The organism is Clostridium nitrophenolicum (assembly GCF_055391695.1).
The window spans coordinates 482286-508387 of the sequence record NZ_AP042469.1; the positions used below are offsets into that span (position 1 = coordinate 482286).

Consider the following 26102-nt stretch of genomic DNA (forward strand, 5'->3'; position numbering starts at 1 on the left):
TTTATAATGACAAATCATTCTATATCAAATGGGACATATTTAGGTGCAGATTTTTCACCATCTACATTAACTAGTAAATATACTGTTCTTGATATAAGCGGTAGTGGATTTTTAACATCTATTCATGGAAATAATGCCAACATTAGAGTTGAAATTGATGGTCATAAATGTATACCAAATAGTGATTCAAACGTCGGAACAACATTACAGGACACACCTTTAATATTAAGATTTAAGAGTAGTTTGAAAGTGTATACTCAAACTACAGGCGGAGTAAGAGTAAGATATATGTTAGATTAAGGAGGAAAATTATGAATTTAGAAGTACAAGGAAAACAAGTTTTAAAAGTTGAGGAAATCACAACAGAAACACAAACAGCTATAGTAAAATCATTTTACTGTTATTACTATAAGACAATTTTGTTATATGATGCTGTAACTAAGAAAGTAAGAGCAACAGTTTATAATCACTTAGACGAAATTCAATCAGATTTTAATGAGGATATAATATTTGATTATGAAGGTAATAAAATTACTATTACAACAGTACAGGGAGTAGCAACAATAGATTTTAATGTAACTTTATCTGGAGAACATACTATAAAAACAGCTAATGAAATGTTGGATAATGGGGAGGTAGTTGTTCATGTTGAATAAAAGTGATATAGAAGCTACATCTACAGGGTTTAATATAGTTCCTAGTGAGGAATACTTAGCAAAAAAAGATAGGGAACAAAGAATAAAAGAAGCTAAAGGAATTAAAGATAATATAAGCAATGAACAAATTTATTCTTTAATGTTGGACTTCATGGAGAGACAATCAGAAATATATGATATGTTGAAAGAATTAGTTAAGTCAAAATAGAAAAATTATGCGACTTAAATAAGGACCTATAGGTCTTTTTTATTTTACTTTAAATGGAGGTGTAGCGTGGAAGGCAAAGTATTAGACCTAGCAATGCAACAAGGTATATGGGCAGTGCTTTTTGTAGCACTGCTTTTCTTTGTATTAAATGAAAATAGTAAGAGGGAGTCAAAATATCAGGACATAATAGCTAACCTTACAGAGAAATTTGAATGCATAGAGCAAGGGCTTAATTGCATCAAGGATGATGTGAAAGAGGTTAAAGATAAAATATTTAAGTAGGAGGTATAAACCTTGAACATAATAGAAACAAATTTAAATTTCAATGGATTAACATATGGAAATAGCCCTAAGGAAATTATAATGCATCATGCCGAAGCAAAGAATTGTAGTATCTATGACATACATCAATGGCATAAAGAAAATGGTTGGGCTGGTTGTGGTTATCATTTCTTTGTTAGGAAAGATGGAAGTATCTATAGAGGAAGGCCAGAAGGTGCTATTGGATCTCATTGCAAAGGTAAAAACTCAGTTTCTATTGGAATATGTGCCGAGGGTGACTATATGACGGAAACTATGACACTAGCACAGAAACAGGCCATAATAGAGCTTATAGCTTATCTAAGAAGCCAATATGGTAATTTGCCTATATGCGGTCATAAAGAAGCTATGAATTATGAGACAAGTTGCCCAGGAGATAACTATCCATTAGAAGATATTAAAAATTCTATTGTATTAACACAACCACAATATTCATTAGATTTCATAAGATCCGTTCAACATGATTTGCAAAGAGTCAGTTGCCTAGCTGCTGGTGAAGTTAATGCAGATGGAGTATTAGGTCCTAAAACCAAAGCAGCAATAAAACAATTTAGATACGCGGTGGGGTTACCAGACAGTGAAAATATAGATTCTCAGCTTACAGATGCGTTGAATGTAATCACTAAAATGCCGACCATAGGAGCAGGGTGGACAGCAAACGTAGTTGCGACTAGATTTATACAGTGGTTCATAGGCATTAACCCTAAGAGTGGTGCATTTGACCCTAATACAGTACAAAAGGTTAAAGAATGGCAAAAGAAAGAAGGTATATGGGGTAATCCTGATGGTGTAATAAGAGCGAAAGATTGGAATAAAATTTTAAAATAGAAAAATTGGAGAGCTGAAAAGGCTCTTTTTTAATTTATAAAAATTTTGGAGGAATGTAAAATGGATATTAAGAAAAGATTACAAAATAAAGCATTTTGGGTTGCAGTAGCTGCATTTGTAGCACTTATGGGAAAGACATTTAATTTATTTAATGTTCCAGATAACTATAATGAGCTTGTAAATATGTTTTTAGGTTTACTTACTATGTTAGGTATAGTAATAGATCCTACTACTCCAGGAATATCAGATAAGTAATTTTAAGGGAATGTCCCTTTAAATGATTTTTCAATCATTTTGAGACATCCCCATCTTTTGCTTTATCATTAGAAATATATATCATAATGCATAATGCTTGTCTAGGATTAATATTTAGTTATTATATTGATTTAATTTAAAATCAATAACCATTAGAAAAAGGGCTGTTTTTCAACTAAATATTTAGTTCTGAAACACCCACTTCTGATAAGATTAATCATGGTTATGCATGTCCTCATTTTAATGTCGCCTATAATCAAACTTTTCATCAGGCATATTTAACTTATGGCCATTAATTATAACAGTATTATCATCAACCCATTCAATTATAGCTTTGTCTTCTCGATAGTTCCAATATATATTTTTAGGACTCTTTTTAACTTTGTTATAGTTTAATTCTCCTCTTATAGCAAATGAAGTTGTTGCACCTCCACTTGTAATGTATGCTTTAACTGTATATGTGCCATTAGGTGATTGTTTTTCAGATATTAAATCACCTTTTGGCAACCTACTCATACTAAAACCAAACCAGTAAAATATACAAATTAAAAATACCATTATGATTGGAATTGATATTAGTATTTTTTTCCTCAATTTCATTCCTCCTATCTATATATAGTTTTAGAATTTTAAAATAACTTATAACTAAATTATATCATTAATTCTTAAGGCTTACACTATTTTTAAAATATGTCATTTTTATTTAAGTGTCCTTTTAATTTTTTATTACCAGTGATTTTAATACTATGCTATACAAAAGAGCTTCAGGTAAATACACTTGAAGCTCTTTTGTATTTAGTATGTTAAGAAAGCTTATCTAAAGGTATAGGTATCACGCCAGTTTATACCTCTATTAATCTCTACTTGATCGCGTGGGTCATCAAAATAGCTTGACCAAAAACTTGGGTCAGAAGTGCCAGCCGCATACTGTGCTGCTCCTGCTGCTGATCTTAAAGTTATGGCCGGAATTTCAGCTGCTCGTCCTACATATCCATAGTGTATATTTCCGATTTGTTCACCAGTTAATGAAAATGTTGTTCCTCCAATTGTTACTGAATATGTTGAAGTTGATCCAAGAGTTTGTTTATAATCCCATGGGCCACCATTTCTTACAAATTGGTAAAATGTAGCATAAACAGAGGCTCTTCCAGGAATACCAAGTGGTCGTGCTGCGGCTGCAAGTTCAGCCATATATTGTCCGTTTCTCCATGCAGCCCCATTTAAGTCGAAAGTAGCTGCATAGCTTTGTACTCTTGCAAGATTTGTTTTTACTGGACTTTCAAACAAAGCAGTTCTTTTTTCAGTATCCATTTTTTCAAGAGGAATAAATTCAGGTTGAAACATATTATTAAATTTAAAACTACCTTTTTTTATGCAAAAGTTAATACTTGTAAGCCAATTTTTATATTCTTTTTTGAACTTTTTATCCGAAATCAGCTTGTCCAAATTTGAAATCTCAATAGTACCATCTTTATTTAGCTTAATATTGTCTTTGTAGTTTTTAACAATATATTGATGAATTTCATTAATTCCTTTAGCTTGTTCTGATTCATAAAAGTCAGTAGTGCTTGCAGATACTGTAGATTTAGGTATTTCTTGATTTGTTGATATAGTTGATACCTCATTGGGAATTTCTGTGCTAGTAGCTGCATGTGCTGTAATTGAAATTCCAGAAACTAAAGTACCGCACATAATCATAGTAATAATTGATTTTTTCATAAATATTTCTCCTTGTCTCAATATGTTAATTATTGTGCAATTAAATACAAATTATAATTATTTTGTAAAAAAAGTAATGTTTATGTATTTGACACACAATAATTACATTTTAGTAACTTATTACATTATTTTCAATACATTTCGTACTATTTTAACAAGACAATTTTCTACATTTTTACATATTTCAAAATTATGAAAATTCGCAACATACGAAGAAAACAATGAATTATATTCATTTCAACTTATTTGCAGACTTGTATATTAATGAGTTATTTTGTAGACTTTTGACATATTTTTTTTATAAGTCAACATATTTTATTTATGAATTCATAAGAATAAGTTTGTAAATATTTGGCTGGCCAAGAGCAGATTACTTTTGCATATTTAATGATGAATAATCTACTTTTAAGTAATTTAACTTATTAAAAATAAGCAAATTATAGTAAATAAAACCAACATGAGCTATAGTTATTATATACATATATTTTCTACATAAGTCTTCATTTAGTAATTAACGTAATTATGATAAGCATTGAATAAATAAGAAAGAGGATTAGAGATATTAGTGATAATATTATTGAGAATGAAGAGTTTTGCAAATGTCAAAATAAATTAAGCTATTTATTTAATGAGATAAAGAAAAATCTTTTATAAAATCATAGTTATCTACTTTATACTTTAGAAAAGGTTGTAAATATACAATCAGTAATAGCTTAAGAAATTATATATAAATAAGCTGTAAGAAGTAAATTAACTTTAATTATTTTAATAATATAATTTTATTATGCATATTACTTATAACATCATGGCACCTATTCTTCTGTACCAATATCATTTAATGTTGCTATAGCTTGACCTGTAATCATGGTAAATCTTTGGCTTAGATACCTTAAGGATGCGGCTAATTCTCCATCAGGTCCACCGTACTGTGTGATTATTATTTTTGCCATTTCAGGATTAGGATTTTTTATTTTTACAGGATACTCAAGAAACTTTTCGTATGTCCACATATGCTACATCTCCTCTCCACAAAGCTTAAAGTTAGCCTCACATTCCCAAGGCCAAGGTTCATTTATCCATTGCCATGGACAATGACTATAGGATCCATAAGACAATGGTCCGTAGCATTTCTCATACTCCTGTCTTAACATACGAGACTGTGTTACAAGTGAATTATATGCTGTAAGGGCATTCTCATCAGTTGGATGGGTATTAAGATATAAGTGGAGGTCTATTAGTGAAAAATTCACGGCGGTAATTTTTTTTAAAAGTTCTTTTTTACTCATATCATGCTTCATAATAGTACCTCCTTCTAACAACAGTCAGAGACTGGTCTGCATTTTTTATCTTTTCCTTCATAAGGACTATAAAGCTCAGGAAAAACAGTTCCATGTCTAAGAGCTTCTATAGGAGAGAGAAGAGTACAAAGTCTTTGGTAAGGTACATATGCAGCTGCTAGTCTTACATTTCGTATTACTAGTTCTTGCGGAATACATTGTTGCTTTGGTGGACAGTTAGTAGTATACATGTTAACTCTTGAATTTGTGTCTTTTGCCATAGTTGTGTTTATCCTCCTTGTTTATGTTGCTTACACAATAACATCATATGATGCTAAATATAAACTTGTTACAGTTAATATAGATTTTTTATCATAAATTGCATTTATTTTTAATATACTTATAAATTAGGACATAATAAGAAGGAACAAAGGGTCAATTCAATATAATGCCGCATGATATATAGGTATGTTTAATACACTAATTTAGTGAATAAGATAGCTAAAAGAATTAAAAATTTACAAGTGTAGTATTAGAAGGTAAAATTATTATAAACAGGTTTAACGATATATATTTAGTTAATTTATATTTTTACAATATGCAAATGAGGTGATTTTAGTATAATGGAGAAGAATTTAATAAACTCATGCCACTGCGAAAAATGCACTGGGAAATATTGCGCTAAAAAAGTATATATTTTTTCAACGTTACATGAAAATCAACTAGCAGAGATTGCGAGTATCGTTATAAATAGAAGATATAAAAAGGGTCAAATGATATTCTTCGAAGGAGATGTATCAGATAAGCTCTACATTGTTAATAAGGGAAAGATTAAAATATTTAAATACACAAAGGAAGGCAAGGAACAGATATTATACATACTTACTGATGGAGACTTTATCGGAGAATTGAGTTTGTTAAAGAGGAGCAAAGTTGAATTTAATGCAGAGGCTTTGGAAGACACAGCTATATGCGCATTAACTAAGGAAAACTTTGATAGAATAATAGAAAAAAATCCTGAAATAACCTTTAAAATATTAGAAGTAGTACATGATAGATTAATAAACCTTGAGAGTCTAGTACAGAGATTAAGCACAAAGGATGTAGAATCTAGAATAGTAGGAGTTCTATTAAGTCTTGCAAAAGATTTTGGAAGAGAAGAAGGAAATACAGTAATATTAGATTTGCCTTTAAACAGAGAAGAAATAGGAAGTTATGCTGGTCTTACGAGAGAAACGGTAAGTAGAACCTTAACAAGTATGCAAGATGAGGGAGTAATTGAGCTTCAGGGTAATAAAAAAATAATTATAAAGGATATAGAATATCTCAAAAGTATTGATTAAGTCAAGTATCAAAGTCACTTGTACAAATAGAAAGAGCTACTAGAATTAAGCTCTAGTAACTCTTTCTATTTGCACGAGTAACTAATTACTTTGTTTTAAAATTAATTCTCCAATTTCTTTTCCTGTATCAACACATAATTTTCTTGAGATGTCTTCGTCGAAATAGTTAATTTTTAAAGGTAGTTTTATGTGATTAGCACCAGTACTTTTAACAATGTAAGAAGTATCCACTAGAGTCATATTGCTTTGTTTTATATAGTCATTTATTATTTCTATTGCTTCGCCACTCCAACCGAAGGATCCAAATGCTATACCAAGTTTGTTAGATAAATCTAAAGTCATCAAGTCTTTAATTATATCTTCTAGATTGTCTATCATATCACCATATTTTGTAGAACTTCCTATAAATATAGTATCTGATTTCAAGGCTGATTCTTTTATATCATCTATATTGGCACTTTTAATATTAAATATCTCAGTTTTAATGTGTGTGGAATTTAAACCTTCAGCTAGAGCTTTAGCTATTTTCCCTGTATTTCCTGTCATGCTACTAAATAATATAAGAGCTTTTTTATCTATTTTATTAAGATCAACGGTGCTCATTTCATCGTAAAGATCAATATATTTTTTAGCATCACTTCTCAATACATATCCATGAGAAGGAGCTATCATATTAATATCAAGCTCTTTAATTTTATTAATCATGTTTCTGACATAAGTTCTGTGTGGGCTCATTATTAAGTTATAATATACTTTAAAATCTTCAGTTATATCTTCTTTGGCTAAATCATTAAATAATTCATTGTTAGCAATATGAGTACTAAAGATATCACATGGGTAAAGTATTTTATCCTCAATGCAATAAGTAATCATAGTTTCTTCAGTGTGTAGATATGGTGTTTCAAAGAATTTTAATGTCTTTTCACCGACATTAAGAGTATCTCCATCCTTAACTATTAAGTACTTTTGCTTATTAAGTTTAAACATTCCATTTAATAACTCTCTTGCTTTCTCTGTAGTTACTATAATTGCATTTTTAGCTTTATTTAATAATATAGGTAATGCACCAGCGTGATCTGGCTCAACGTGATTAATTACAACATATTGAATTTTGTTTAAATCTATTATTTCTTCAAGATTTTTAACAAATTCTCTTCCATACATAATATCAACTGTGTCTATAATAGTAGGCTTTTCTGTATTTAATAAATATGAATTATAAGTTGTTCCTTTTTCTAATATTAATCTGTGAAAAGGTACTTTCCTGTCATCTACTTTTCCAATCCAGTAAGTTTTTTCTGCTAATTTATTATTTATCATATAAAACATCTCCTTTTGAATTTTTAATTGATGACTTCATTATAGATTTAATAAGAATTGAATACAGTGATTAAAATCAACTAAAAATTTGATTGTAGTCACAGATTAATAGATAAACTTTTTATATAATTGACTCATAAACACGAGATACTGCTGATAAGTAAGTAGAGTAAGTAAGATTTATCCGATGACTACCCGCTCTAATACTCCCTGCTTACAAACCAGTACAAATTATATTTATAAAAAATATTTGGAGGGATAAGTAATGAGTAAATTTATATTTAAAAGTTCAGATAGTATAGGATATATTGCAGCAAATTTTCCAAAAGCTATGGATATATTTAAAGACTACAATATTGATTTTTGCTGTGGAGGAAATAGACCATTAATAGATGCAATAAAAGAAGGAGGTTTAAAGGAAGAAGAGATTATGAGTAAGCTTGAAGAAGCATATAACAACTTACTAATAATAAAAGATAAAGATATAGATTTTAATGTGATGTCTTACAGCGATTTGGTTGATTATATAGTAAATACTCACCATGCATATTTACAGATTGAACTACCTAAAATCTACGAACTTACAACAAAGATACTAAGAGTACATGGTGATAATCATAAGGAACTAACAAGAGTGCATAGATTATTTGCAAGTCTTAAAACAGAGTTAGAAGAACATCTTATTAAAGAGGAAGAAATTGAGTTTCCGTTAATAAAGAAGTATGAGTTAAATCCATCGAATGAGTCATTAGAGAAGGTAGTTTCAATAATGGAGGAGTTAGAAAATGAACATGAGGGGGCAGGAGACATACTTAAAGAGCTAAGAAAAATTACAAATGGATATGAAATACCTGCAGATGTGTGTAACACCTTTAAATTGACTTATCAAAAGCTTCAAGAGTTAGAATCAGATACTTTTCAACACATACATTTAGAAAATAATATTTTGTTTCCGAAGCTTAAAGAAAAAAATAATAAATAAGTAAAAAATATTTTATATTCGTAACAATTGTTACGGAACAAATTTATAGATGAAGTTATAATTAAATCATCAAGTGAACAACAACAATCTAGCACAAACTTATCTGCAGGACTCCTAGTTAATGGAGTTCTGCAGGCATAATGTTTACTAAAAAGGTAAAGTTTTAGAAAGTATATAATCAAATGAAATAAATTAATATTATGGAGGTTAGGATTAAATGAGTATGTTTTGTTATCAATGTCAAGAAGCAGCGAATTGCAAAGGATGTACAATAAAAGGTGTATGTGGAAAGACAGAAGACCTAGCAAAAGCACAAGACTTATTAATATATATAACAAAAGGAATTTCTGTATTTAGCACAAAGGCGAGAGAATTAGGAGTAGAAAATAAGGAAGTAAATAAATTTGTAGTAGAGAGTTTATTTGCAACTATAACTAATGCAAACTTTGACAGAAATATATTTATAGAAAGAATAAAAAGAGGATTACAATTAAGAGAAGAAGTTAAACAGCAATATATAAAAGCTGGTGGAAAACTTATTGAATCAAAAGAAAATACTTCATGGCTTAAAAAAATCTTTGGATTTGGTGGAGCACAAAAAGAAAAAGATCTTAATCTGCCAGAAGCAGCAATATGGTTTGCTGATAACGTAAATGATTTTGATGCAAAAGCAGGGTCAGTAGGTGTACTAGCTACTAAGGATGAAGATATAAGATCATTAAGAGAGCTTTTAATTTATGGATTAAAAGGTATGGCAGCATACATTAAGCATGCTAATAACTTAGGATATGATGATAAAAATCTTCATGGATTCATGCAAAAGGCATTAGCTGCAACTTTGGATGATAGTATAGCAGTAGATGGATTAATAGCTTTAGTACTTGAAGCAGGTAAATATGGGGTAGATGCTATGGCCCTACTTGATAAGGCTAATACTGAATCTTATGGAAATCCTGAGATAACAAAAGTTAATATAGGTGTTGGAAATAGGCCTGGTATCTTAATAAGCGGACATGATTTAAAAGATATGGAAGAATTATTAAAGCAAACAGAAGGAACAGGAATAGATGTATACACTCACAGTGAAATGCTTCCAGCAAACTACTATCCAGCATTTAAGAAGTATAAGCACTTTGTAGGAAACTACGGAAATGCATGGTGGAAGCAAACAGAAGAATTTGAAAGCTTTAATGGGCCAATTTTAATGACTACAAACTGCGTAGTTCCGCCTAAGAATTCATATAAAGATAGAATGTACACTACTGGTGCAACAGGCGTTCCAGGAGTTAAGCATATAGCAGATGGAAAAAATGGTCAACCAAAAGATTTCTCAGCTATAATTGCACATGCTAAAAAGTGTCAGGCACCAAAGGAAATCGAAAAAGGAGAAATAGTTGGTGGATTTGCCCACAACCAAGTTTTAGCTTTAGCTGATAAAGTTGTAGAAGCAGTTAAAACAGGAGCTATAAAAAGATTCTTCGTTATGGCTGGTTGTGATGGAAGAGCTAAGAGCAGAAACTACTATACAGATTTTGCAAAGAAACTTCCAAAGGATACAGTTATTCTTACAGCTGGATGTGCTAAATATAAATACAATAAGCTTGATTTAGGTGATATTGGAGGAATTCCAAGAGTATTAGATGCTGGACAATGTAATGATTCATATTCACTAGCAGTGATAGCACTTAAACTAAAAGAAGTATTTGGATTAGAAGATATTAATGAACTTCCTATATCATATAATATAGCTTGGTATGAGCAAAAGGCAGTTATAGTTTTACTTGCATTACTTCACCTAGGAGTTAAGAATATTCACCTAGGACCAACTCTACCAGCATTCCTTTCACCAAATGTAGCTAAGGTTCTAGTAGAGAACTTTGGAATAGGTGGAATAACAAATGTTGATGATGATATGAAGATGTTCTTAGGATAATATAAAGTTAAATACTATCATTAAATATCCCCATCCATAAATTTGATGATAGTTGACTTAAATTTAAATTAAACTTGCACTAATAAAAGAGCTTGTGACTTATTTTAGCACAAGCTCTTTTTCATATTATTTTGTATAAATATTTCCTAATCTATGCAAAATATATTTGGAGGTGTTTTTATGAAAGTAAATTTATCACAAAAAGAAAGATTGTTACTTGAAGATCAAAAAAGCCATGAGGAAGCTTGCATAGTAAAGTATACTAATTATGCAAATCAGGCTACGGACAGTCAATTAAAAGCAATATTTAATGCTAGCTTGCAGTCCGAGAGAACACATTTAGACAGCATAAACCAATTATTAAGTGGAAATATTCCTCAGATGAATCAACAAGGTAATCAGCAAAATAATAATCAAGCTAATACTCAAAGTACAAACCAGAATATGACTTCAGGAGTACATAATTTATCTGACTATGACATGTGTACAGATATTTTAATGACAGAAAAATATGTTTCTGGAGCTTACGATACTGCAATCTTTGAATTTAGAGATACAAATGTTCGTGATGTTTTAAACCATATACAAAAAGAAGAACAAAAGCATGGGGAATCTGTATTTCAGTATATGGAAAGTAAAGGTATGTATAAAGTTCAATAATTTTAGATTAGGCTGTTGATAACTACTTAGTTATCAACAGCCTTTAAAGTTTAGATGTTTATTATTAAAAAGTTTACACATTTGAAGGAATGTTTAACAAGTTGTAGAATTATATAAAAATGCATGATCTGTAAATTTTTATATCATACAAGTGTATATTCTAAATGCTAGATAAAATACTTCAAAAGGAGTTTATATAATGGAGCAGCAGAATTTTTTAAATCTCTTATCTGATAGCATTTTCATATTTTATAATAACAGAATAATATTTGCGAACGACAAAGCGCTATGCCTTATAGGGTATAAAAGCATATATGATATAGTAGGCAAGTCAATAATTAATGGTTTATCTCCGCACCAAGACTGTATAAAGACAATAAAGAAGATAATAAGAAAAGTAGAAAATAATGAAATGGTATCTAAAGTTGTTCAAAAGCTAATTAGAAAAGATGGAACTACGTTGTCTGTAGAAATATCAGGTACACCATATGTTTACGAAGAAAAGCATGTAATTATGTTTATAGTACGTAATATAAGTGAAAATATACCGCTTGTTGAACATAGGGGCAAAAGACTAGATAAAAAGGCTGTATTTACAGAAGCCATGTCCACTCCTTTTGTACACAATGGAACGGAAGCAATACTTACAGTTGCCCATGATATAACGAAAAGAAAAATGACTGAAGAAGCTTTAAAAGAAAGTGAAGAAAGATATGTAAAGTTAGTAGAACTTTCACCAGATGCTATTTTTATTACTGATAGAGATAAATTTACTTTTGTGAACCACACAGGGGCTGCATTACTAGGAGTTTCATATCCTAAAGAACTTGTTGGACAAGATTTTCTTAAGTTTTATCATCGTGATTGCTATGACAAAATTAAAGAAAGGTCAAATAACCTATATACTAAAGAAAAAAATCTGCCATTAGTTGAAGCTAAAATGATAAAGTTGGATGGAACAGTTATAGATGTTGAACTATCCAGCACAGCTCTTAATTATAATGGTGAAAGAACTATATTAAATATTACAAGAGATATAACAGAGAGAAAAAAAGCTGATGAGAACAAACGTCAACTAGAAGAAGCGATTCAATTCGATAAATTAAAAACAGAATTTTTCTCAAATATATCACATGAATTAAAAACTCCGTTAAATATAATATTAGCATCAATTCAGTTAATAAATGCACTACATAGAGATATAGAAAAATGCCAGATTTATGATAGATCTAATAAATATATAGGTACTATGAAACAAAATTGCTTTAGATTACTGAGATTAATAAATAATTTAATAGATATTACAAAATTAGATGCAGGATTTTTAAATATGAATTTCGGCAATTATAATATAATATCTGTGGTTGAAGATATAACTTTGTCTATATTAGAATATACACAAAGTAAGGGAATAACACTGTTATTTGATACAGATGTTGAAGAAAAAATAACTGCTTTTGATTTAGATAAAATAGAGAGAGTTATGTTAAACTTACTTTCTAATGCTATAAAATTTACAGGTGAGAATGGAAATATATATGTAAACATATATGATAAGGATGATAAAATTATTATTTTAGTTAGAGATACTGGTATAGGTATTCCAGAAAATATGATAGATAAAATATTTGATCGATTTAGACAGGTTGAATCTTCCCTCACTCTGAATCAAGAGGGAAGTGGTATAGGTTTATCACTTGTAAAATCTATTGTAGAAGCTCATGGGGGCACAATTACAGCAAAGAGTAAATATGGAGTAGGGAGCGAATTTACAATAGAACTTCCTATTAGATTAGTAAAGCAAGATAATGATGTTAAGCAAGAAAGTATTCCTTTTGAGAGACAAAAGGTAGAGAAAATTAGTATTGAGTTCTCTGATATATATTCGTAGAGGAATTGTATTTAAGCAAATTTATATAGGGGTTCTAGACCGAAAGTTAACTTTCTAGTTCTCAACTCTATAGACAACATATAGAATATAAATTAGGAGATAGATAAGGCAATTTCTACCCATAATAGAAATTGTCTTATTTATCTATAATATTTATGAATCAGTTAAATTGAAAGTAGACATTTCAGATATGGGTTTTCTATTTTTATTTCTTATGCTCTCTGATTTTGGATAGCCTACAGCAATTAGTAGTGCAACCATTTGATCTTTACTCATATTCAAGTGCTTTTTTATTTTCTTTTCATTAAACCATCCTATCATACAGGTACCTAAACCTTCTTCAGCAGCTTGAAGACAAAAGTGCTCTGCTGCAATTCCAATATCAATTAAATAATAAGGAATACTAGTAATCATTTGTCCAACTTTTGTCTTTATATTTCCTTTCGTTGCAGTAACTACTACTAGAATAGGTGCATTTAATGAAAACTTATTAAAAGACACAAGCTCATTAAAAGTTGATCTTGCGATTTTATCTCTCAATTCAGGAGTGTCGATAATGGTAAAACTCCATGGCTGAGAATTGCAAGCAGATGGAGACAGACGAGCTGCTTCAAGACACCTATCTATCTTTTCCCTTTCGATGGGCGCATTTAAATATTCACGAACACTTTGACGAACTTTAACTAATTCTAAAAAATTCATAGGTACACCTCATTATATATTAAATCTTCATATAAATAATATTATAGCTTATTTAGTTGAGAAGAAAATCTGTAAATTGTTATAATTTGAGTTTAATATTAATTTGGCTAGTAAACTAAATCTGGCGTGTCAATATGCTTAATATCTAGTATTATCTTGAGATATGTAGAATTAATGAGCTAGTTTAATCTAAGGTAAACTTTAGAATATAATCTATTAATAAAAAGGTGGTAAGATAACATTCGTCGCTTGAGTGAGCGGCAAACAAGTTAAAAAAGTTAGTCAAAAATATGTTGACAACAAGTTAGCTTGTATGATACTATGATGAAGCTGTCAAGAGCAGCTAAGCTTAACAAAAAGAATTTAAAAAAAGTTCTTGACAAAGTTAAGTAAGTATGAGAAACTGTATAAGCTGTCTTGAATGGCAGATGATCCTTGAAAATTAAACAGAGGTTAAAAATCAAGATGATTTTTATTAAGTAAACTAAACCAGCAATTCTTTTGAACTACTTGTTAGTAGTCAAAAACAACAGTAATGAGCATTCAAACTTTTAAATTGAGAGTTTGATCCTGGCTCAGGACGAACGCTGGCGGCGTGCCTAACACATGCAAGTCGAGCGATGAAACCCTTCGGGGTGGATTAGCGGCGGACGGGTGAGTAACACGTGGGTAACCTGCCTCAAAGAGGGGGATAGCCTCCCGAAAGGGAGATTAATACCGCATAACATTAGTTTTTCGCATGGAGAACTAATTAAAGGAGCAATCCGCTTTGAGATGGACCCGCGGCGCATTAGCTAGTTGGTGAGGTAAAGGCTCACCAAGGCGACGATGCGTAGCCGACCTGAGAGGGTGATCGGCCACATTGGAACTGAGACACGGTCCAGACTCCTACGGGAGGCAGCAGTGGGGAATATTGCACAATGGGCGAAAGCCTGATGCAGCAACGCCGCGTGAGTGATGAAGGCCTTCGGGTTGTAAAGCTCTGTCTTTTGGGACGATAATGACGGTACCAAAGGAGGAAGCCACGGCTAACTACGTGCCAGCAGCCGCGGTAATACGTAGGTGGCGAGCGTTGTCCGGATTTACTGGGCGTAAAGGATGCGTAGGCGGATTTTTAAGTGAGATGTGAAATACCCGGGCTTAACTTGGGTGCTGCATTTCAAACTGGAAGTCTAGAGTGCGGGAGAGGAGAGTGGAATTCCTAGTGTAGCGGTGAAATGCGTAGAGATTAGGAAGAACACCAGTGGCGAAGGCGACTCTCTGGACCGTAACTGACGCTGAGGCATGAAAGCGTGGGTAGCAAACAGGATTAGATACCCTGGTAGTCCACGCCGTAAACGATGAGTACTAGGTGTAGGAGGTATCGACCCCTTCTGTGCCGCAGTTAACACAATAAGTACTCCGCCTGGGAAGTACGATCGCAAGATTAAAACTCAAAGGAATTGACGGGGGCCCGCACAAGCAGCGGAGCATGTGGTTTAATTCGAAGCAACGCGAAGAACCTTACCTAGACTTGACATCTCCTGAATTACTCGTAATGGAGGAAGCCCTTCGGGGCAGGAAGACAGGTGGTGCATGGTTGTCGTCAGCTCGTGTCGTGAGATGTTAGGTTAAGTCCTGCAACGAGCGCAACCCTTATCATTAGTTGCTACCATTAAGTTAAGCACTCTAGTGAGACTGCCCGGGTTAACCGGGAGGAAGGTGGGGATGACGTCAAATCATCATGCCCCTTATGTCTAGGGCTACACACGTGCTACAATGGGTAATACAAAGAGAAGCAATACAGTGATGTGGAGCAAAACTATAAAATTACCCTCAGTTCGGATTGTAGGCTGAAACTCGCCTACATGAAGCTGGAGTTGCTAGTAATCGCGAATCAGCATGTCGCGGTGAATACGTTCCCGGGCCTTGTACACACCGCCCGTCACACCATGAGAGCTGGCAACACCCGAAGTCCGTAGTCTAACCGTAAGGAAGACGCGGCCGAAGGTGGGGTTAGTGATTGGGGTGAAGTCGTAACAAGGTAGCCGTAGGAGAACCTGCGGCTGGATCACCTCCTTTCTAAGGAGTCGACAAAGTAGGTAATTCTACTTTGAAGGTTTGTTTACACTCTGTTTAATCTTGAGGGATTATTTACTAGTTGATTTTGAATAATCAACATGATAAAATAAATCTCCAATTGTTCTTTGAAAATTGCACAGTGATATTAAATAAAAGTAAAGCTGAAGGTAAAACTACTTATTATATAAGTAAGTAACCTTTGTAGATTTAAGAATTAATATAAATTAATAGTAGCGAGCAGTACAAGGAAGTAACTGAATGAGGAGCAGAGTTTACTTAAGGTAAATGAGCACCGCAATGAAGGAAGCTGACGCAGTAATGCGAAGGTAATATTAATTTAGATGGTCAAGCTACAAAGGGCGCATGGTGAATGCCTTGGCACCAGTAGTCGAAGAAGGACGTGATAAGCTGCGATAAGCTTCGGGTAGGCGCAAATAGCCTGTGATCCGAAGATTTCCGAATGGGGCAACCCACACTACTAACGTAGTGTACTGTAAACTGAATTCATAGGTTTATAGGGATATACCCGGGGAACTGAAACATCTAAGTACCCGGAGGAAGAGAAAGAAAAATCGATTTCCTAAGTAGCGGCGAGCGAAAGGGAAAGAGCCCAAACCAGGAACTTGTTCCTGGGGTTGCGGACAGATCACAAAAGTTGTGATTTCTTAATTGAAGAGAGCTGGAAGGCTCCGCCGTAGAAGGTAACAGCCCTGTAAGTGAAAAGAATAGCAACGAGATCTGCTCCAGAGTACCACGAGACACGTGAAACCTTGTGGGAAGCAGGGAGGACCACCTCCCAAGGCTAAATACTAACTGGTGACCGATAGTGAAGCAGTACCGTGAGGGAAAGGTGAAAAGAACCCCGGGAGGGGAGTGAAATAGAACCTGAAACCGTGTGTCCACAACCGGTCAAAGCACTTTTACGTGCGATGACGTGCTTTTTGTAGAACGAGCCAGCGAGTTACGATATGTAGCAAGGTTAAGCACTTAAGGTGCGCAGCCGAAGGGAAACCGAGTCTGAATAGGGCAATAAGTTGCATGTCGTAGACCCGAAACCGGGTGACCTATCCATGGACAGGTTGAAGCGGAAGTAAAATTCCGTGGAGGACCGAACCACGTTGGTGTTGAAAAACCATGGGATGAGCTGTGGATAGCGGAGAAATTCCAATCGAACTCGGAGATAGCTGGTTCTCCTCGAAATAGCTTTAGGGCTAGCGTTGAGAATGAGTAATGGAGGTAGAGCACTGAATGGGCTAGGGGCTGACAACAGTTACTGAACCCTATCAAACTCCGAATGCCATATACTTGAATCTCAGCAGTCAGACTACGAATGATAAGATCCGTGGTCAAAAGGGAAACAGCCCAGATCATCAGCTAAGGTCCCAAAGTGTAAGTTAAGTGGAAAAGGATGTGGGATTTCTAAGACAACTAGGATGTTGGCTTAGAAGCAGCCACTCATTCAAAGAGTGCGTAATAGCTCACTAGTCGAGAGATCCTGCGCCGAAGATGTCCGGGGCTAAAACTTACCACCGAAGCTATGGGCTCGAAAGAGCGGTAGAGGAGCTTCCTGTATGGATTGAAGTCGTACCGAAAGGAGCGGTGGACTGTACAGGAGTGAGTATGCTGGCATAAGTAGCGAGAAATAAGTGAGAATCTTATTGGTCGAAAACCTAAGGTTTCCTGAGGAAGGCTCGTCCGCTCAGGGTTAGTCGGGACCTAAGCCGAGGCCGAAAGGCGTAGGTGATGGACAATCGGTTGATATTCCGATACCGCCAACTGACGTTATTACAAATGGGATGACGCAGGAGGATAAGATGTGCGCACTATTGGATGTGCGTCTAAGCACTTAGACATGTTTAACAGGCAAATCCGTTAAACTTAGTTGAGGTGTGATGGGGAGCCCTTATGGGCGAAGTATCTGATTCCACGCTGCCAAGAAAAGTCTCTATGGAGGAAGTTGGTGCCCGTACCGCAAACCGACACAGGTAGGTGAGGAGAGAATCCTAAGACCAGCGGAAGAATTGTTGTCAAGGAACTCGGCAAATTGACCCCGTAAGTTAGCGATAAGGGGTGCCTACGCAAGTAGGTCGCAGAGAATAGGCCCAAGCAACTGTTTAGCAAAAACACAGGTCTCTGCTAAAGCGAAAGCTGATGTATAGGGGCTGACGCCTGCCCGGTGCTGGAAGGTTAAGGGGAACACTTAGCGCAAGCGAAGGTGTGAACTTAAGCCCCAGTAAACGGCGGCCGTAACTATAACGGTCCTAAGGTAGCGAAATTCCTTGTCGGGTAAGTTCCGACCCGCACGAATGGCGTAATGACTTGGGCACTGTCTCGACAACAAATCCGGCGAAATTGTAGTGCAAGTGAAGATGCTTGCTACCCGCGATTGGACGGAAAGACCCCGTAGAGCTTTACTGTAGCTTAGCATTGAGTTTCGGTATTGTCTGTACAGGATAGGTGGGAGACTGAGAAACAAGGGCGTCAGCCTTTGTGGAGTCATCCTTGGGATACCACCCTGACAGTACTGGGATTCTAACCGGCGGCCATGAATCTGGTCACGGGACATTGTTAGGTGGGCAGTTTGACTGGGGCGGTCGCCTCCTAAAAAGTAACGGAGGCGCCCAAAGGTTCCCTCAGAACGGTTGGAAATCGTTCGTAGAGTGCAAAGGCAGAAGGGAGCCTGACTGCGACACATACAAGTGGAGCAGGGACGAAAGTCGGGCTTAGTGATCCGGTGGTTCCTCGTGGGAGGGCCATCGCTCAACGGATAAAAGCTACCTCGGGGATAACAGGCTGATCTCCCCCAAGAGTCCACATCGACGGGGAGGTTTGGCACCTCGATGTCGGCTCGTCGCATCCTGGGGCTGAAGTAGGTCCCAAGGGTTGGGCTGTTCGCCCATTAAAGCGGCACGCGAGCTGGGTTCAGAACGTCGTGAGACAGTTCGGTCCCTATCCGTCGCGGGCGTAGGAAATTTGAGAGGAGCTGTCCTTAGTACGAGAGGACCGGGATGGACTGACCTCTGGTGCACCAGTTGTTCCGCCAGGAGCACAGCTGGGTAGCTATGTCGGGACGGGATAAACGCTGAAAGCATCTAAGCGTGAAGCCCACCTCAAGATTAGATTTCCCATAGCGTAAGCTAGTAAGACCCCTTGAAGAACACAAGGTTGATAGGTCAGAGGTGTAAGCATGGTAACATGTTCAGCTGACTGATACTAATAGGTCGAGGGCTTGACCAAATACAATTCACTGTGCAATTTTCAGAGAACAATAGTTTCTGAACACAAAAAGTAACAACTAAAAATTGATAGAAGCGAGTAGTACAAGGAAGCGACTGAGCGAGGAACAGAGTTTACTGATCTGTAAATGAGTACCACAGGGAGGGAGCTGACGAAGTAATGCGAAGCTTATAGCAATTTTTGTAGATCTGGTGGTAATGACGTGAAGGTAACACCCGTTCCCATTCCGAACACGAAGGTTAAGCTTCACAGTGCCAATGGTACTGCAGGGGAGACCCTGTGGAAGAGTAGGTCGTCGCCAGGTAATAGTAAAAACACTAAGCATATGCTTAGTGTTTTTTATTTATGTAAAAAAGTAAGTAACATACCCATTCCTAACAGGTTGGTTAAGATTCACAGTGCCGATGATACTGCAGGGAAGATCCTGTGGAAGAGTAGGTCGTCGCCAAGTAAATAACGAGAAAAACACTAGGTATTATGCCTAGTGTTTTTTTCTGTGAATAAAGTTAAAGCAACAAAAGAAGTAAGGGATGTGTGTAAGTGTAAATTATAAATCTATGTACAGCTCAAAATCATGTAAAGAGCAAAATAGATACATTTAGAAACCATTAGGTAATTCTTCGTCACAGGATAATTTGTAGACAAATCTCTTTCGTGCAATGTGATAAGTTTGATCTGAACCATAAAAATTATTCCACATTTGTTCTAATTCTTCTTGGCGATAGGATTCAAGAGGTTTTAAACTCTCATCCCTTTTTCTTTTATATTGTTTTTGTTCTAACATTTTATTGTAGCATGGGCTTGTGGCTAACTCCTCAGCCATTTTTATAATTTCATTTTTAAAGGTTGCTGCATCAAATGTATAGTCTATTAACCCAATTTTCTTAGCAGTTTTAGTACTCATAGGAAGACAGGTTTTTGATATTTCAATTGCTTTTTCAGCGCCAATACGTTTAGGCAAAAGATATGTCCAATATTCAGAGCCATATAAGCCCATTTTTTTGTAATGAGGGTTTAATACAACTCCATTCCGTGCAATTACTTTGTCAGCAGCTAAAGCTAGTGACACTCCTCCTGCTGCAGCATTACCTCTTATTGCTGAAATAACAAGATGAGTATCTGTTAGAATAATTTCCTTTACAAGGTTATCAATACTATTAATATTTTCCCATGATTCATCAGCAGAATTATCAGCCGCCTCAATTACATTAAGATGAATCCCGTTTGACCAAAAGTCAGAACCACCCATTAACACTATTACATTGGTATTGCGTTTTTTTGCTTCAATCAATGCATTTTTTAGTCTAAGGCACTGATTCGTACTCATAGCTCCGTTATAAAACTCAAAGTAAAGATAACCGACTTTATTTTTCTCTTCATACCATATTTCTTTAAATGTACGTCCTTTATAGTTATCTTTAACTGGTAACTCTGGAACGTTCTTTAGTTGTTCATTAAGAACTTGAACCGAAGGAAGTTTAAAATATGTATGATATTCATTGTTTTTTTTCTTAAGATGAGTAATCCAAACAGCACTATTACCCGTGGCACGACAAATAGCGCCGTTTCTTTTAGCAATAATTTCTCCTGGTTTTCCTTTAAGATTATCTTCTTCATGAACTCCATATAGATAATAATTTTCCCCATAAATTGTATCTAACAACCCAGGCTGGCTATCAGCAGAACGAATTTTTCTCACAATTACTTCAGTAGGTTCTGTCCAATTAACAGCACGATAAATTTGCTTAATAGGTTCGTGACTCCTACCTTTAACATCTTTTTGGCTATAGTCAAGTTTTAGTGGTGTAAATTTCTTGCTTTTAAATCGTTCTACTGTCTCTAATAGGCATTTAATAGCCGCATCAGCTAATTCATGACGATATAAATAACTCTTACTTGTAGGTTTCATTTTAAAGTTATGTGATGACCAAATGTCTCCAGCATCTAATTTTTCATTTGCTTGTAGAAGTGTAACTCCCCATTCTGCTTCTTTGTTGAGAATTGCCCAATCCAAAGAAGAGGGGCCACGGTCACCTTTAATACCAGGATGAATAATAATACATGTATTATTATTCCAAATTGTTTCTGGAATATATTTTTTTAAGAAAGGTGCAATAATTAAATCGGGATTATAATCTTTTACAGCATTCTCCATGATCTTAGTACTACTTACAATTTGAACATAAACGTCGTGACCAATATCAGTTAACTCCACAAAAGCTCTTTGACTTAAGCTATTATGAGCTGTTGATAAGAATAAAATACGCATAGTGCTTTGTACCTCCAAAAGAGTTTATTAAATAGTGAATAAAAATGAAAATGATTATTAATATCAATCAATTATTTTTATCAAAATTTAATATTGATGTCAACAGTAAATTTTATCCAGAATATCACTCTGAAAATTAGCATGCTAGTTTTTATTACTAGAATAGTAGAAATTTTTCTTATTCGACTGTATAAAAAATGTATTTAGAGTTAAAACTTTCATAAATTAACTTATAACTACAAAAATGTAGTATTTGTTTAACTATAATAAATAAATTTCAAGAAAATATATTTTTATTGACAAATAAGAAAATAAGACTTACATCATTGATAATGAGATTCATTATCAATAAGGAGGGGTAATATGAAAAATATAGTTGTAATTTATTGGAGTGGAACAGGAAATACAGAAGCGATGGCACATGAGTTAGTTCAAGGTGCTAGCATAGATGGAGTAACTGTTTCATTACTAAATGTAAATACAGCATCAATTGAAGACATAAAAAACGATGATGCCGTAGCTCTTGGATGCCCATCAATGGGAGCAGAACAATTAGAAGAATCAGAGATGGAGCCATTTATTGAATCAATTACAGAAGCTATAAGAGGAAAAAAACTTGTTCTATTTGGTTCATATGGATGGGGTAGCGGTGAATGGATGCGAGATTGGGAGGAAAAAATGAGATCCTATGGAGCAAATCTTTTAAAGGATGGATTGATAATTAATAGTTTTCCAGATGAAGAAGGACTTGAATTATGCAGAAAACTAGGTGAAGTATTAGCAAAGGATTAGTAAGGATTCGTAATAATTCATAAGTTTGTATAGAAAGAGTAAGTTATTACGAATTTACATTGTATATAACTGCATTGTAAATGATATAAATAATAAAATAACTTCGTAATTTATAACTACTTATGCTACTGTGTTTTTAGCATAAAACTCAGTTATAAAAGAATAGATTACTTTAGACAATTATAAAATACACTAAGCCTATGCTTGGTGTATTTTATTTATGTGAGACATTGGATAATATATATAATCAGAGCGTTATTAACGAATGTATTAGATTCATTTAACATAATTATTTATTTTTATTATAAATTATGAAAACGTATTGACTAACATGTACGTACAGGTTATAATTTATTTACAACACAACTTGTACGTATAGGTTTTAAGAGACAGTAATAATATGTTCATGAGTAATAAAATAAAAAATATGGTGGGGGTTTTGGTATGGGTAAGTTCTCAAATGAAGCGAAACAGTTGCTAGAGTATATTGGTGGAAAAGAAAACATTGCTGCAGTAACTCATTGCGCAACACGTATGCGTTTTGTATTAAACGATGCTAAAAAAGCAGATGTAAAAAAAATCGAGGGTATTAAGGCTGTAAAAGGTACCTTTACGCAGGCGGGGCAATTCCAAGTTATTATAGGTAATGAAGTATCTTTATTCTATAATGACTTTGTAGAACTTACTGGTGTAGATGGTGTTAGTAAGGAACAGGCTAAGATTGCTGCTAAAAGCAATATGAGCTTCATTCAGAAATTGCTTGCTAATTTAGCAGAAATATTTACACCACTTATTCCTGCTCTTGTAGTTGGAGGTTTAATACTAGGTTTTCGTAATATAATTGGAGATATTAAGTTGCTTGAAGGTGGAACTAAAACAATAGTACAGCAGTATCAGTTTTGGGCTGGTGTTCACTCATTCTTATGGTTAATTGGAGAGGCAATTTTCTTCTTCTTGCCAGTGGGAATAACATGGTCCATTTCTAAGAAGATGGGTACAACTCAGATATTAGGGATTATATTAGGTATAACACTAGTATCACCACAGCTATTAAATGCTTATGCCGTTGCAGGCACTCCTGCCGATAAAATACCTTTTTGGGATTTTGGCTTTGCAAGAATTCAAATGATAGGATACCAAGCTCAGGTTATTCCAGCTATACTTGCAGGATTTCTTTTAGCTATATTAGAAAAAAATGTGCGTAAGATTGTTCCTGAATATATATCCATGATAGTAGTACCATTTCTAGCATTAGTTCCTACTGTATTAATAGCACATACTATTTTAGGACCAATAGGTTGGTCGATAGGGAAGTTTATTTCAAGTGTTGTATATTCAAGTTTAACATCATCATTCGGATGGCTATTTGCAGCCATATTTGGATTTACTTATGCACCGTTGGTTATTACTGGATTGCACCATATGACGAACGCTATAGACTTACAATTAATGGCTCAATTTGGAGGAACAAATTTATGGCCGATGATTGCATTATCAAATATTGCTCAAGGTTCAGCAGTTTTAGCAATAATATATTTAAATAGAGGTAATAAAGAAGAGGAACAGGTATCTATTCCTGCAGCAATATCATGTTATTTAGGTGTAACTGAACCAGCTATGTTTGGTATTAATTTAAAATATATATTCCCATTTTTGGCCGCTATGATAGGTTCAGCAATTGCAGCTGTTATTTCAGTAGCCTCAGGGGTTATGGCTAATTCAATTGGGGTTGGAGGCTTACCAGGTATTTTATCAATAAAGCCTCAGTATATGCTAATCTTCGCGTTAGCAATGCTTGTAGCCATTGTTATACCATTTATATTGACAATTATATTTGCCAAAAAGAAAATTGCATTGAAAAAATAAAAACAAACAAAAGATATTAATATTATAGTGCGTATAAGAGAAGAATTATAAATCCTTCGTTTATACGCATTGTATATTTAGACTAAAGGAGTGAATTTCATGAAAGATTTTAAAAAGAGTGTAGTCTATCAAGTATATCCAAAATCATTCAATGATTCTAATGGAGATGGAATCGGTGATTTAAAAGGCATAACTGGAAAGTTAGGCTACCTAAAAATATTAGGTGTAGACTATATATGGGTAACTCCTTTTTATGTTTCTCCTCAAAAAGATAACGGATATGACATAGAGGACTATTGTAATATTGATCCAAGGTTTGGAACTATGGATGATTTTGAGGAAATGGTCTCAGAGGCTAAGAAACTAGGTATCAGTGTTATGTTAGATATGGTATTTAATCATACATCTACAGAACATCAGTGGTTTAAAAATGCTATAAAAGGTGATAAAAAATACAAAAATTATTATATTTTTAAGGAAGCAAAGGATGGCAGAGAGCCAACGAATTGGACATCAAAATTTGGTGGTTCATCTTGGGAATATATAAAAGAATTTGAAGAATACTATTTGCACTTATTTGATATAACTCAAGCTGATCTCAACTGGGAAAATGAAGATGTGAAGAAAGAAGTTTTTGATATTATAAATTTTTGGATTGAAAAGGGAGTTAAAGGATTTCGTTTCGATGTTATTAATTTAATTTCAAAACCAGATAACTATGAGGATGATTATGAAGGTGATGGTCGACGATTTTATACAGACGGACCACATATTCATCAATATTTAAAGGAACTAAATAAAGAAACCTATGGTAAACATGAAGATATCATAACTGTCGGCGAAATGTCATCAACAACAATAGATAATTGTGTTAAATATTCAAATCCGAAAGAAAAGGAATTATCTATGGTATTCAACTTTCACCATCTTAAGGTTGATTACAAAGATGGAGATAAGTGGACGTTAATGGATTTTGATTTTATAAAGCTTAAGGCAATTTTTAATTCATGGCAACTTAGAATTCAAGAAGGTAATGGATGGAGTGCAGTATTTTGGTGTAATCACGATCAACCGCGTATTGTATCTCGTTTCGGAGATGACCAAAAATATCATAGGGAGTCAGCAAAGATGCTGGCGACTTCAATACACATGTTGCGTGGTACTCCATATATTTATCAAGGTGAAGAAATTGGCATGACAAATCCGTATTATGATAATATTAATTTATATAAGGATGTAGAATCCATTAATTACTATGATATATCAAAACAACAAGGCAAGGACGAAAAAGAAATAATTAAGGTACTACAGTCAAAATCACGTGATAACTCACGTACTCCAATGCATTGGAGTAAATGTAGTCAAGCTGGATTTACCACTGGAACTCCGTGGCTATCGATAAGTAAGAATTATGAAGAAATTAATGTTGAGAATTCATTAGAGGATAATAATTCAATTTTTTATTATTACCAAAAGTTAATCAAACTGAGGAAAGAATATGATATTGTTGCCTATGGAGATTTTAAATTAATATTAGAAGATCACAAAGATATATTTGCTTATATAAGAAATTATAATAACGAAAAGTTACTGGTAGTAAACAATTTTTATGGAAAAGAAACTGTATTTCAATTGCCTTCTCAATTTAATTTTGATAATCATAAAAGTAATATTCTAATATCGAATTATAAAGACTCGAGTGAGGATTTTAAGAGAGTCAATTTAAGACCATATGAATCAATAGTTTATCATCTTGAGAAATAACAAAAGAGGTGTTAAAAT

General features: G+C 34.0%; 21 protein-coding genes, 3 rRNA genes and 1 pseudogene. 17 read left to right on the forward strand and 8 right to left on the reverse strand.

Annotated elements, in window-relative coordinates:
• Positions 1-6 precede the first annotated feature (6 nt).
• The 6 genes from ACZ5N4_RS02235 to ACZ5N4_RS02260 all read left to right on the forward strand — a co-directional run bounded on the left by ACZ5N4_RS02235 (position 7) and on the right by ACZ5N4_RS02260 (position 2268).
• Positions 7-300: a hypothetical protein gene (locus ACZ5N4_RS02235; protein ID WP_464206792.1), complete on the forward strand. Its 294-nt coding sequence runs from the start codon at positions 7-9 to the stop codon at positions 298-300.
• An 11-nt stretch (positions 301-311) separates the two neighbouring features.
• Positions 312-656: a hypothetical protein gene (locus tag ACZ5N4_RS02240; RefSeq protein ID WP_464206794.1), complete on the forward strand. Its 345-nt coding sequence runs from the start codon at positions 312-314 to the stop codon at positions 654-656.
• Positions 646-864, forward strand: coding sequence for a hypothetical protein (locus ACZ5N4_RS02245; protein ID WP_464206796.1), 219 nt, complete (start codon positions 646-648; stop codon positions 862-864). Before ACZ5N4_RS02240 ends, ACZ5N4_RS02245 begins: the two co-directional genes overlap by 11 nt.
• A 66-nt stretch (positions 865-930) precedes the next feature.
• Positions 931-1146 carry a BhlA/UviB family holin-like peptide gene (locus tag ACZ5N4_RS02250; RefSeq protein ID WP_464206798.1) on the forward strand — a complete coding sequence of 72 codons (216 nt, stop codon included), beginning with the start codon at positions 931-933 and terminating at the stop codon, positions 1144-1146.
• A gap of 12 nt (positions 1147-1158) precedes the next feature.
• Complete coding sequence (locus ACZ5N4_RS02255) at positions 1159-2013, forward strand: peptidoglycan-binding domain-containing protein (RefSeq protein WP_464206800.1); 855 nt, start codon at positions 1159-1161, stop codon at positions 2011-2013.
• 60 nt (positions 2014-2073) lie between these two features.
• The gene (locus ACZ5N4_RS02260) at positions 2074-2268 is read left to right on the forward strand and encodes a phage holin (protein ID WP_464206802.1); all 195 of its coding nucleotides are present in this window, start codon (positions 2074-2076) and stop codon (positions 2266-2268) included.
• Between the two features lie 240 nt (positions 2269-2508).
• On the opposite strand, the gene ACZ5N4_RS02265 is transcribed toward ACZ5N4_RS02260, so the two are convergent.
• The 5 genes and pseudogenes from ACZ5N4_RS02265 to ACZ5N4_RS02285 all read right to left on the reverse strand — a co-directional run bounded on the left by ACZ5N4_RS02265 (position 2509) and on the right by ACZ5N4_RS02285 (position 5545).
• On the reverse strand, positions 2509-2862 hold the full coding sequence (locus tag ACZ5N4_RS02265; protein ID WP_464206803.1) for a DUF5412 domain-containing protein: 354 nt from the start codon (positions 2860-2862) through the stop codon (positions 2509-2511).
• 219 nt (positions 2863-3081) lie between these two features.
• Positions 3082-3987 carry a polymorphic toxin type 44 domain-containing protein gene (locus ACZ5N4_RS02270; RefSeq protein ID WP_464206805.1) on the reverse strand — a complete coding sequence of 302 codons (906 nt, stop codon included), beginning with the start codon at positions 3985-3987 and terminating at the stop codon, positions 3082-3084.
• 815 nt (positions 3988-4802) lie between these two features.
• Positions 4803-4997: pseudogene (locus ACZ5N4_RS02275) on the reverse strand (manganese catalase family protein); the annotation flags it as partial.
• Positions 4998-5000: 3 nt separating this feature from the next.
• A complete protein-coding gene (locus tag ACZ5N4_RS02280; RefSeq protein ID WP_464206807.1) occupies positions 5001-5285 on the reverse strand; it encodes a spore coat protein CotJB in 285 nt (94 codons plus the stop codon).
• A gap of 14 nt (positions 5286-5299) precedes the next feature.
• Entirely contained in the window at positions 5300-5545 is a 246-nt protein-coding gene (locus tag ACZ5N4_RS02285; RefSeq protein ID WP_464206808.1) for a spore coat associated protein CotJA, read from the reverse strand.
• Positions 5546-5887: 342 nt separating this feature from the next.
• On the opposite strand from ACZ5N4_RS02285, the gene ACZ5N4_RS02290 reads away from it, so the two are divergent.
• Positions 5888-6607, forward strand: a complete 720-nt coding sequence (locus ACZ5N4_RS02290) for a Crp/Fnr family transcriptional regulator (protein WP_464206810.1) — start codon at positions 5888-5890, stop codon at positions 6605-6607.
• Positions 6608-6688: 81 nt separating this feature from the next.
• Here the strand turns inward: ACZ5N4_RS02290 and ACZ5N4_RS02295 are convergent, their stop codons facing one another.
• Complete coding sequence (locus ACZ5N4_RS02295; RefSeq protein ID WP_464206812.1) at positions 6689-7927, reverse strand: FprA family A-type flavoprotein; 1239 nt, start codon at positions 7925-7927, stop codon at positions 6689-6691.
• A 265-nt stretch (positions 7928-8192) separates the two neighbouring features.
• On the opposite strand from ACZ5N4_RS02295, the gene ric reads away from it, so the two are divergent.
• The 4 genes from ric to ACZ5N4_RS02315 all read left to right on the forward strand — a co-directional run bounded on the left by ric (position 8193) and on the right by ACZ5N4_RS02315 (position 13393).
• Positions 8193-8909 carry an iron-sulfur cluster repair di-iron protein gene (gene ric, locus ACZ5N4_RS02300; RefSeq protein ID WP_464206814.1) on the forward strand — a complete coding sequence of 239 codons (717 nt, stop codon included), beginning with the start codon at positions 8193-8195 and terminating at the stop codon, positions 8907-8909.
• A gap of 217 nt (positions 8910-9126) precedes the next feature.
• Entirely contained in the window at positions 9127-10842 is a 1716-nt protein-coding gene (gene hcp / locus ACZ5N4_RS02305) for a hydroxylamine reductase (protein ID WP_464206816.1), read from the forward strand.
• 180 nt (positions 10843-11022) lie between these two features.
• Complete coding sequence (locus ACZ5N4_RS02310) at positions 11023-11502, forward strand: spore coat protein (RefSeq protein WP_464206818.1); 480 nt, start codon at positions 11023-11025, stop codon at positions 11500-11502.
• A 199-nt stretch (positions 11503-11701) separates the two neighbouring features.
• Positions 11702-13393 carry a sensor histidine kinase gene (locus ACZ5N4_RS02315; protein WP_464206820.1) on the forward strand — a complete coding sequence of 564 codons (1692 nt, stop codon included), beginning with the start codon at positions 11702-11704 and terminating at the stop codon, positions 13391-13393.
• Between the two features lie 153 nt (positions 13394-13546).
• On the opposite strand, the gene ACZ5N4_RS02320 is transcribed toward ACZ5N4_RS02315, so the two are convergent.
• Positions 13547-14095 (reverse strand): nitroreductase family protein, encoded by a 549-nt coding sequence (locus tag ACZ5N4_RS02320; protein WP_464206822.1) that lies wholly within the window; start codon positions 14093-14095, stop codon positions 13547-13549.
• A gap of 552 nt (positions 14096-14647) precedes the next feature.
• On the opposite strand from ACZ5N4_RS02320, the gene ACZ5N4_RS02325 reads away from it, so the two are divergent.
• The 3 genes from ACZ5N4_RS02325 (at position 14648) to rrf (ending at position 19697) form a co-directional block, all read left to right on the forward strand.
• Positions 14648-16156, forward strand: a 16S ribosomal RNA gene (locus ACZ5N4_RS02325).
• Positions 16157-16499: 343 nt separating this feature from the next.
• Positions 16500-19393 (forward strand): 23S ribosomal RNA (locus ACZ5N4_RS02330).
• A 187-nt stretch (positions 19394-19580) separates the two neighbouring features.
• A 5S ribosomal RNA gene (gene rrf, locus ACZ5N4_RS02335) occupies positions 19581-19697 on the forward strand.
• The 16S, 23S and 5S rRNA genes sit together here, the layout of an rRNA operon.
• A gap of 294 nt (positions 19698-19991) precedes the next feature.
• Here the strand turns inward: rrf and ACZ5N4_RS02340 are convergent.
• Entirely contained in the window at positions 19992-21662 is a 1671-nt protein-coding gene (locus tag ACZ5N4_RS02340) for a hydrogenase maturation protein (protein ID WP_464206824.1), read from the reverse strand.
• Between the two features lie 363 nt (positions 21663-22025).
• On the opposite strand from ACZ5N4_RS02340, the gene ACZ5N4_RS02345 reads away from it, so the two are divergent.
• The 3 genes from ACZ5N4_RS02345 (at position 22026) to treC (ending at position 26084) form a co-directional block, all read left to right on the forward strand.
• A complete protein-coding gene (locus ACZ5N4_RS02345; RefSeq protein ID WP_464206826.1) occupies positions 22026-22454 on the forward strand; it encodes a flavodoxin in 429 nt (142 codons plus the stop codon).
• Between the two features lie 444 nt (positions 22455-22898).
• The gene (treP, locus tag ACZ5N4_RS02350; protein WP_464206828.1) at positions 22899-24320 is read left to right on the forward strand and encodes a PTS system trehalose-specific EIIBC component; all 1422 of its coding nucleotides are present in this window, start codon (positions 22899-22901) and stop codon (positions 24318-24320) included.
• Between the two features lie 99 nt (positions 24321-24419).
• Complete coding sequence (gene treC / locus ACZ5N4_RS02355; protein WP_464206829.1) at positions 24420-26084, forward strand: alpha,alpha-phosphotrehalase; 1665 nt, start codon at positions 24420-24422, stop codon at positions 26082-26084.
• Positions 26085-26102 lie beyond the last annotated feature (18 nt).

Bases quoted from the DNA above. Each gene is read 5' to 3' on its own strand.
- ACZ5N4_RS02235 (WP_464206792.1), top strand. From the start codon at position 7: ATGACAAATCATTCTATATCAAATGGGACATATTTAGGTGCAGATTTT.
- ACZ5N4_RS02240 (WP_464206794.1), top strand. From the start codon at position 312: ATGAATTTAGAAGTACAAGGAAAACAAGTTTTAAAAGTTGAGGAAATC.
- ACZ5N4_RS02245 (WP_464206796.1), top strand. From the start codon at position 646: ATGTTGAATAAAAGTGATATAGAAGCTACATCTACAGGGTTTAATATA.
- ACZ5N4_RS02260 (WP_464206802.1), top strand. From the start codon at position 2,074: ATGGATATTAAGAAAAGATTACAAAATAAAGCATTTTGGGTTGCAGTA.
- ACZ5N4_RS02270 (WP_464206805.1), bottom strand. From the start codon at position 3,987: ATGAAAAAATCAATTATTACTATGATTATGTGCGGTACTTTAGTTTCT.
- ACZ5N4_RS02280 (WP_464206807.1), bottom strand. From the start codon at position 5,285: ATGAAGCATGATATGAGTAAAAAAGAACTTTTAAAAAAAATTACCGCC.
- ACZ5N4_RS02285 (WP_464206808.1), bottom strand. From the start codon at position 5,545: ATGGCAAAAGACACAAATTCAAGAGTTAACATGTATACTACTAACTGT.
- ACZ5N4_RS02290 (WP_464206810.1), top strand. From the start codon at position 5,888: ATGGAGAAGAATTTAATAAACTCATGCCACTGCGAAAAATGCACTGGG.
- ACZ5N4_RS02295 (WP_464206812.1), bottom strand. From the start codon at position 7,927: ATGATAAATAATAAATTAGCAGAAAAAACTTACTGGATTGGAAAAGTA.
- ric (WP_464206814.1), top strand. From the start codon at position 8,193: ATGAGTAAATTTATATTTAAAAGTTCAGATAGTATAGGATATATTGCA.
- hcp (WP_464206816.1), top strand. From the start codon at position 9,127: ATGAGTATGTTTTGTTATCAATGTCAAGAAGCAGCGAATTGCAAAGGA.
- ACZ5N4_RS02310 (WP_464206818.1), top strand. From the start codon at position 11,023: ATGAAAGTAAATTTATCACAAAAAGAAAGATTGTTACTTGAAGATCAA.
- ACZ5N4_RS02315 (WP_464206820.1), top strand. From the start codon at position 11,702: ATGGAGCAGCAGAATTTTTTAAATCTCTTATCTGATAGCATTTTCATA.
- ACZ5N4_RS02320 (WP_464206822.1), bottom strand. From the start codon at position 14,095: ATGAATTTTTTAGAATTAGTTAAAGTTCGTCAAAGTGTTCGTGAATAT.
- ACZ5N4_RS02340 (WP_464206824.1), bottom strand. From the start codon at position 21,662: ATGCGTATTTTATTCTTATCAACAGCTCATAATAGCTTAAGTCAAAGA.
- ACZ5N4_RS02345 (WP_464206826.1), top strand. From the start codon at position 22,026: ATGAAAAATATAGTTGTAATTTATTGGAGTGGAACAGGAAATACAGAA.
- treP (WP_464206828.1), top strand. From the start codon at position 22,899: ATGGGTAAGTTCTCAAATGAAGCGAAACAGTTGCTAGAGTATATTGGT.
- treC (WP_464206829.1), top strand. From the start codon at position 24,420: ATGAAAGATTTTAAAAAGAGTGTAGTCTATCAAGTATATCCAAAATCA.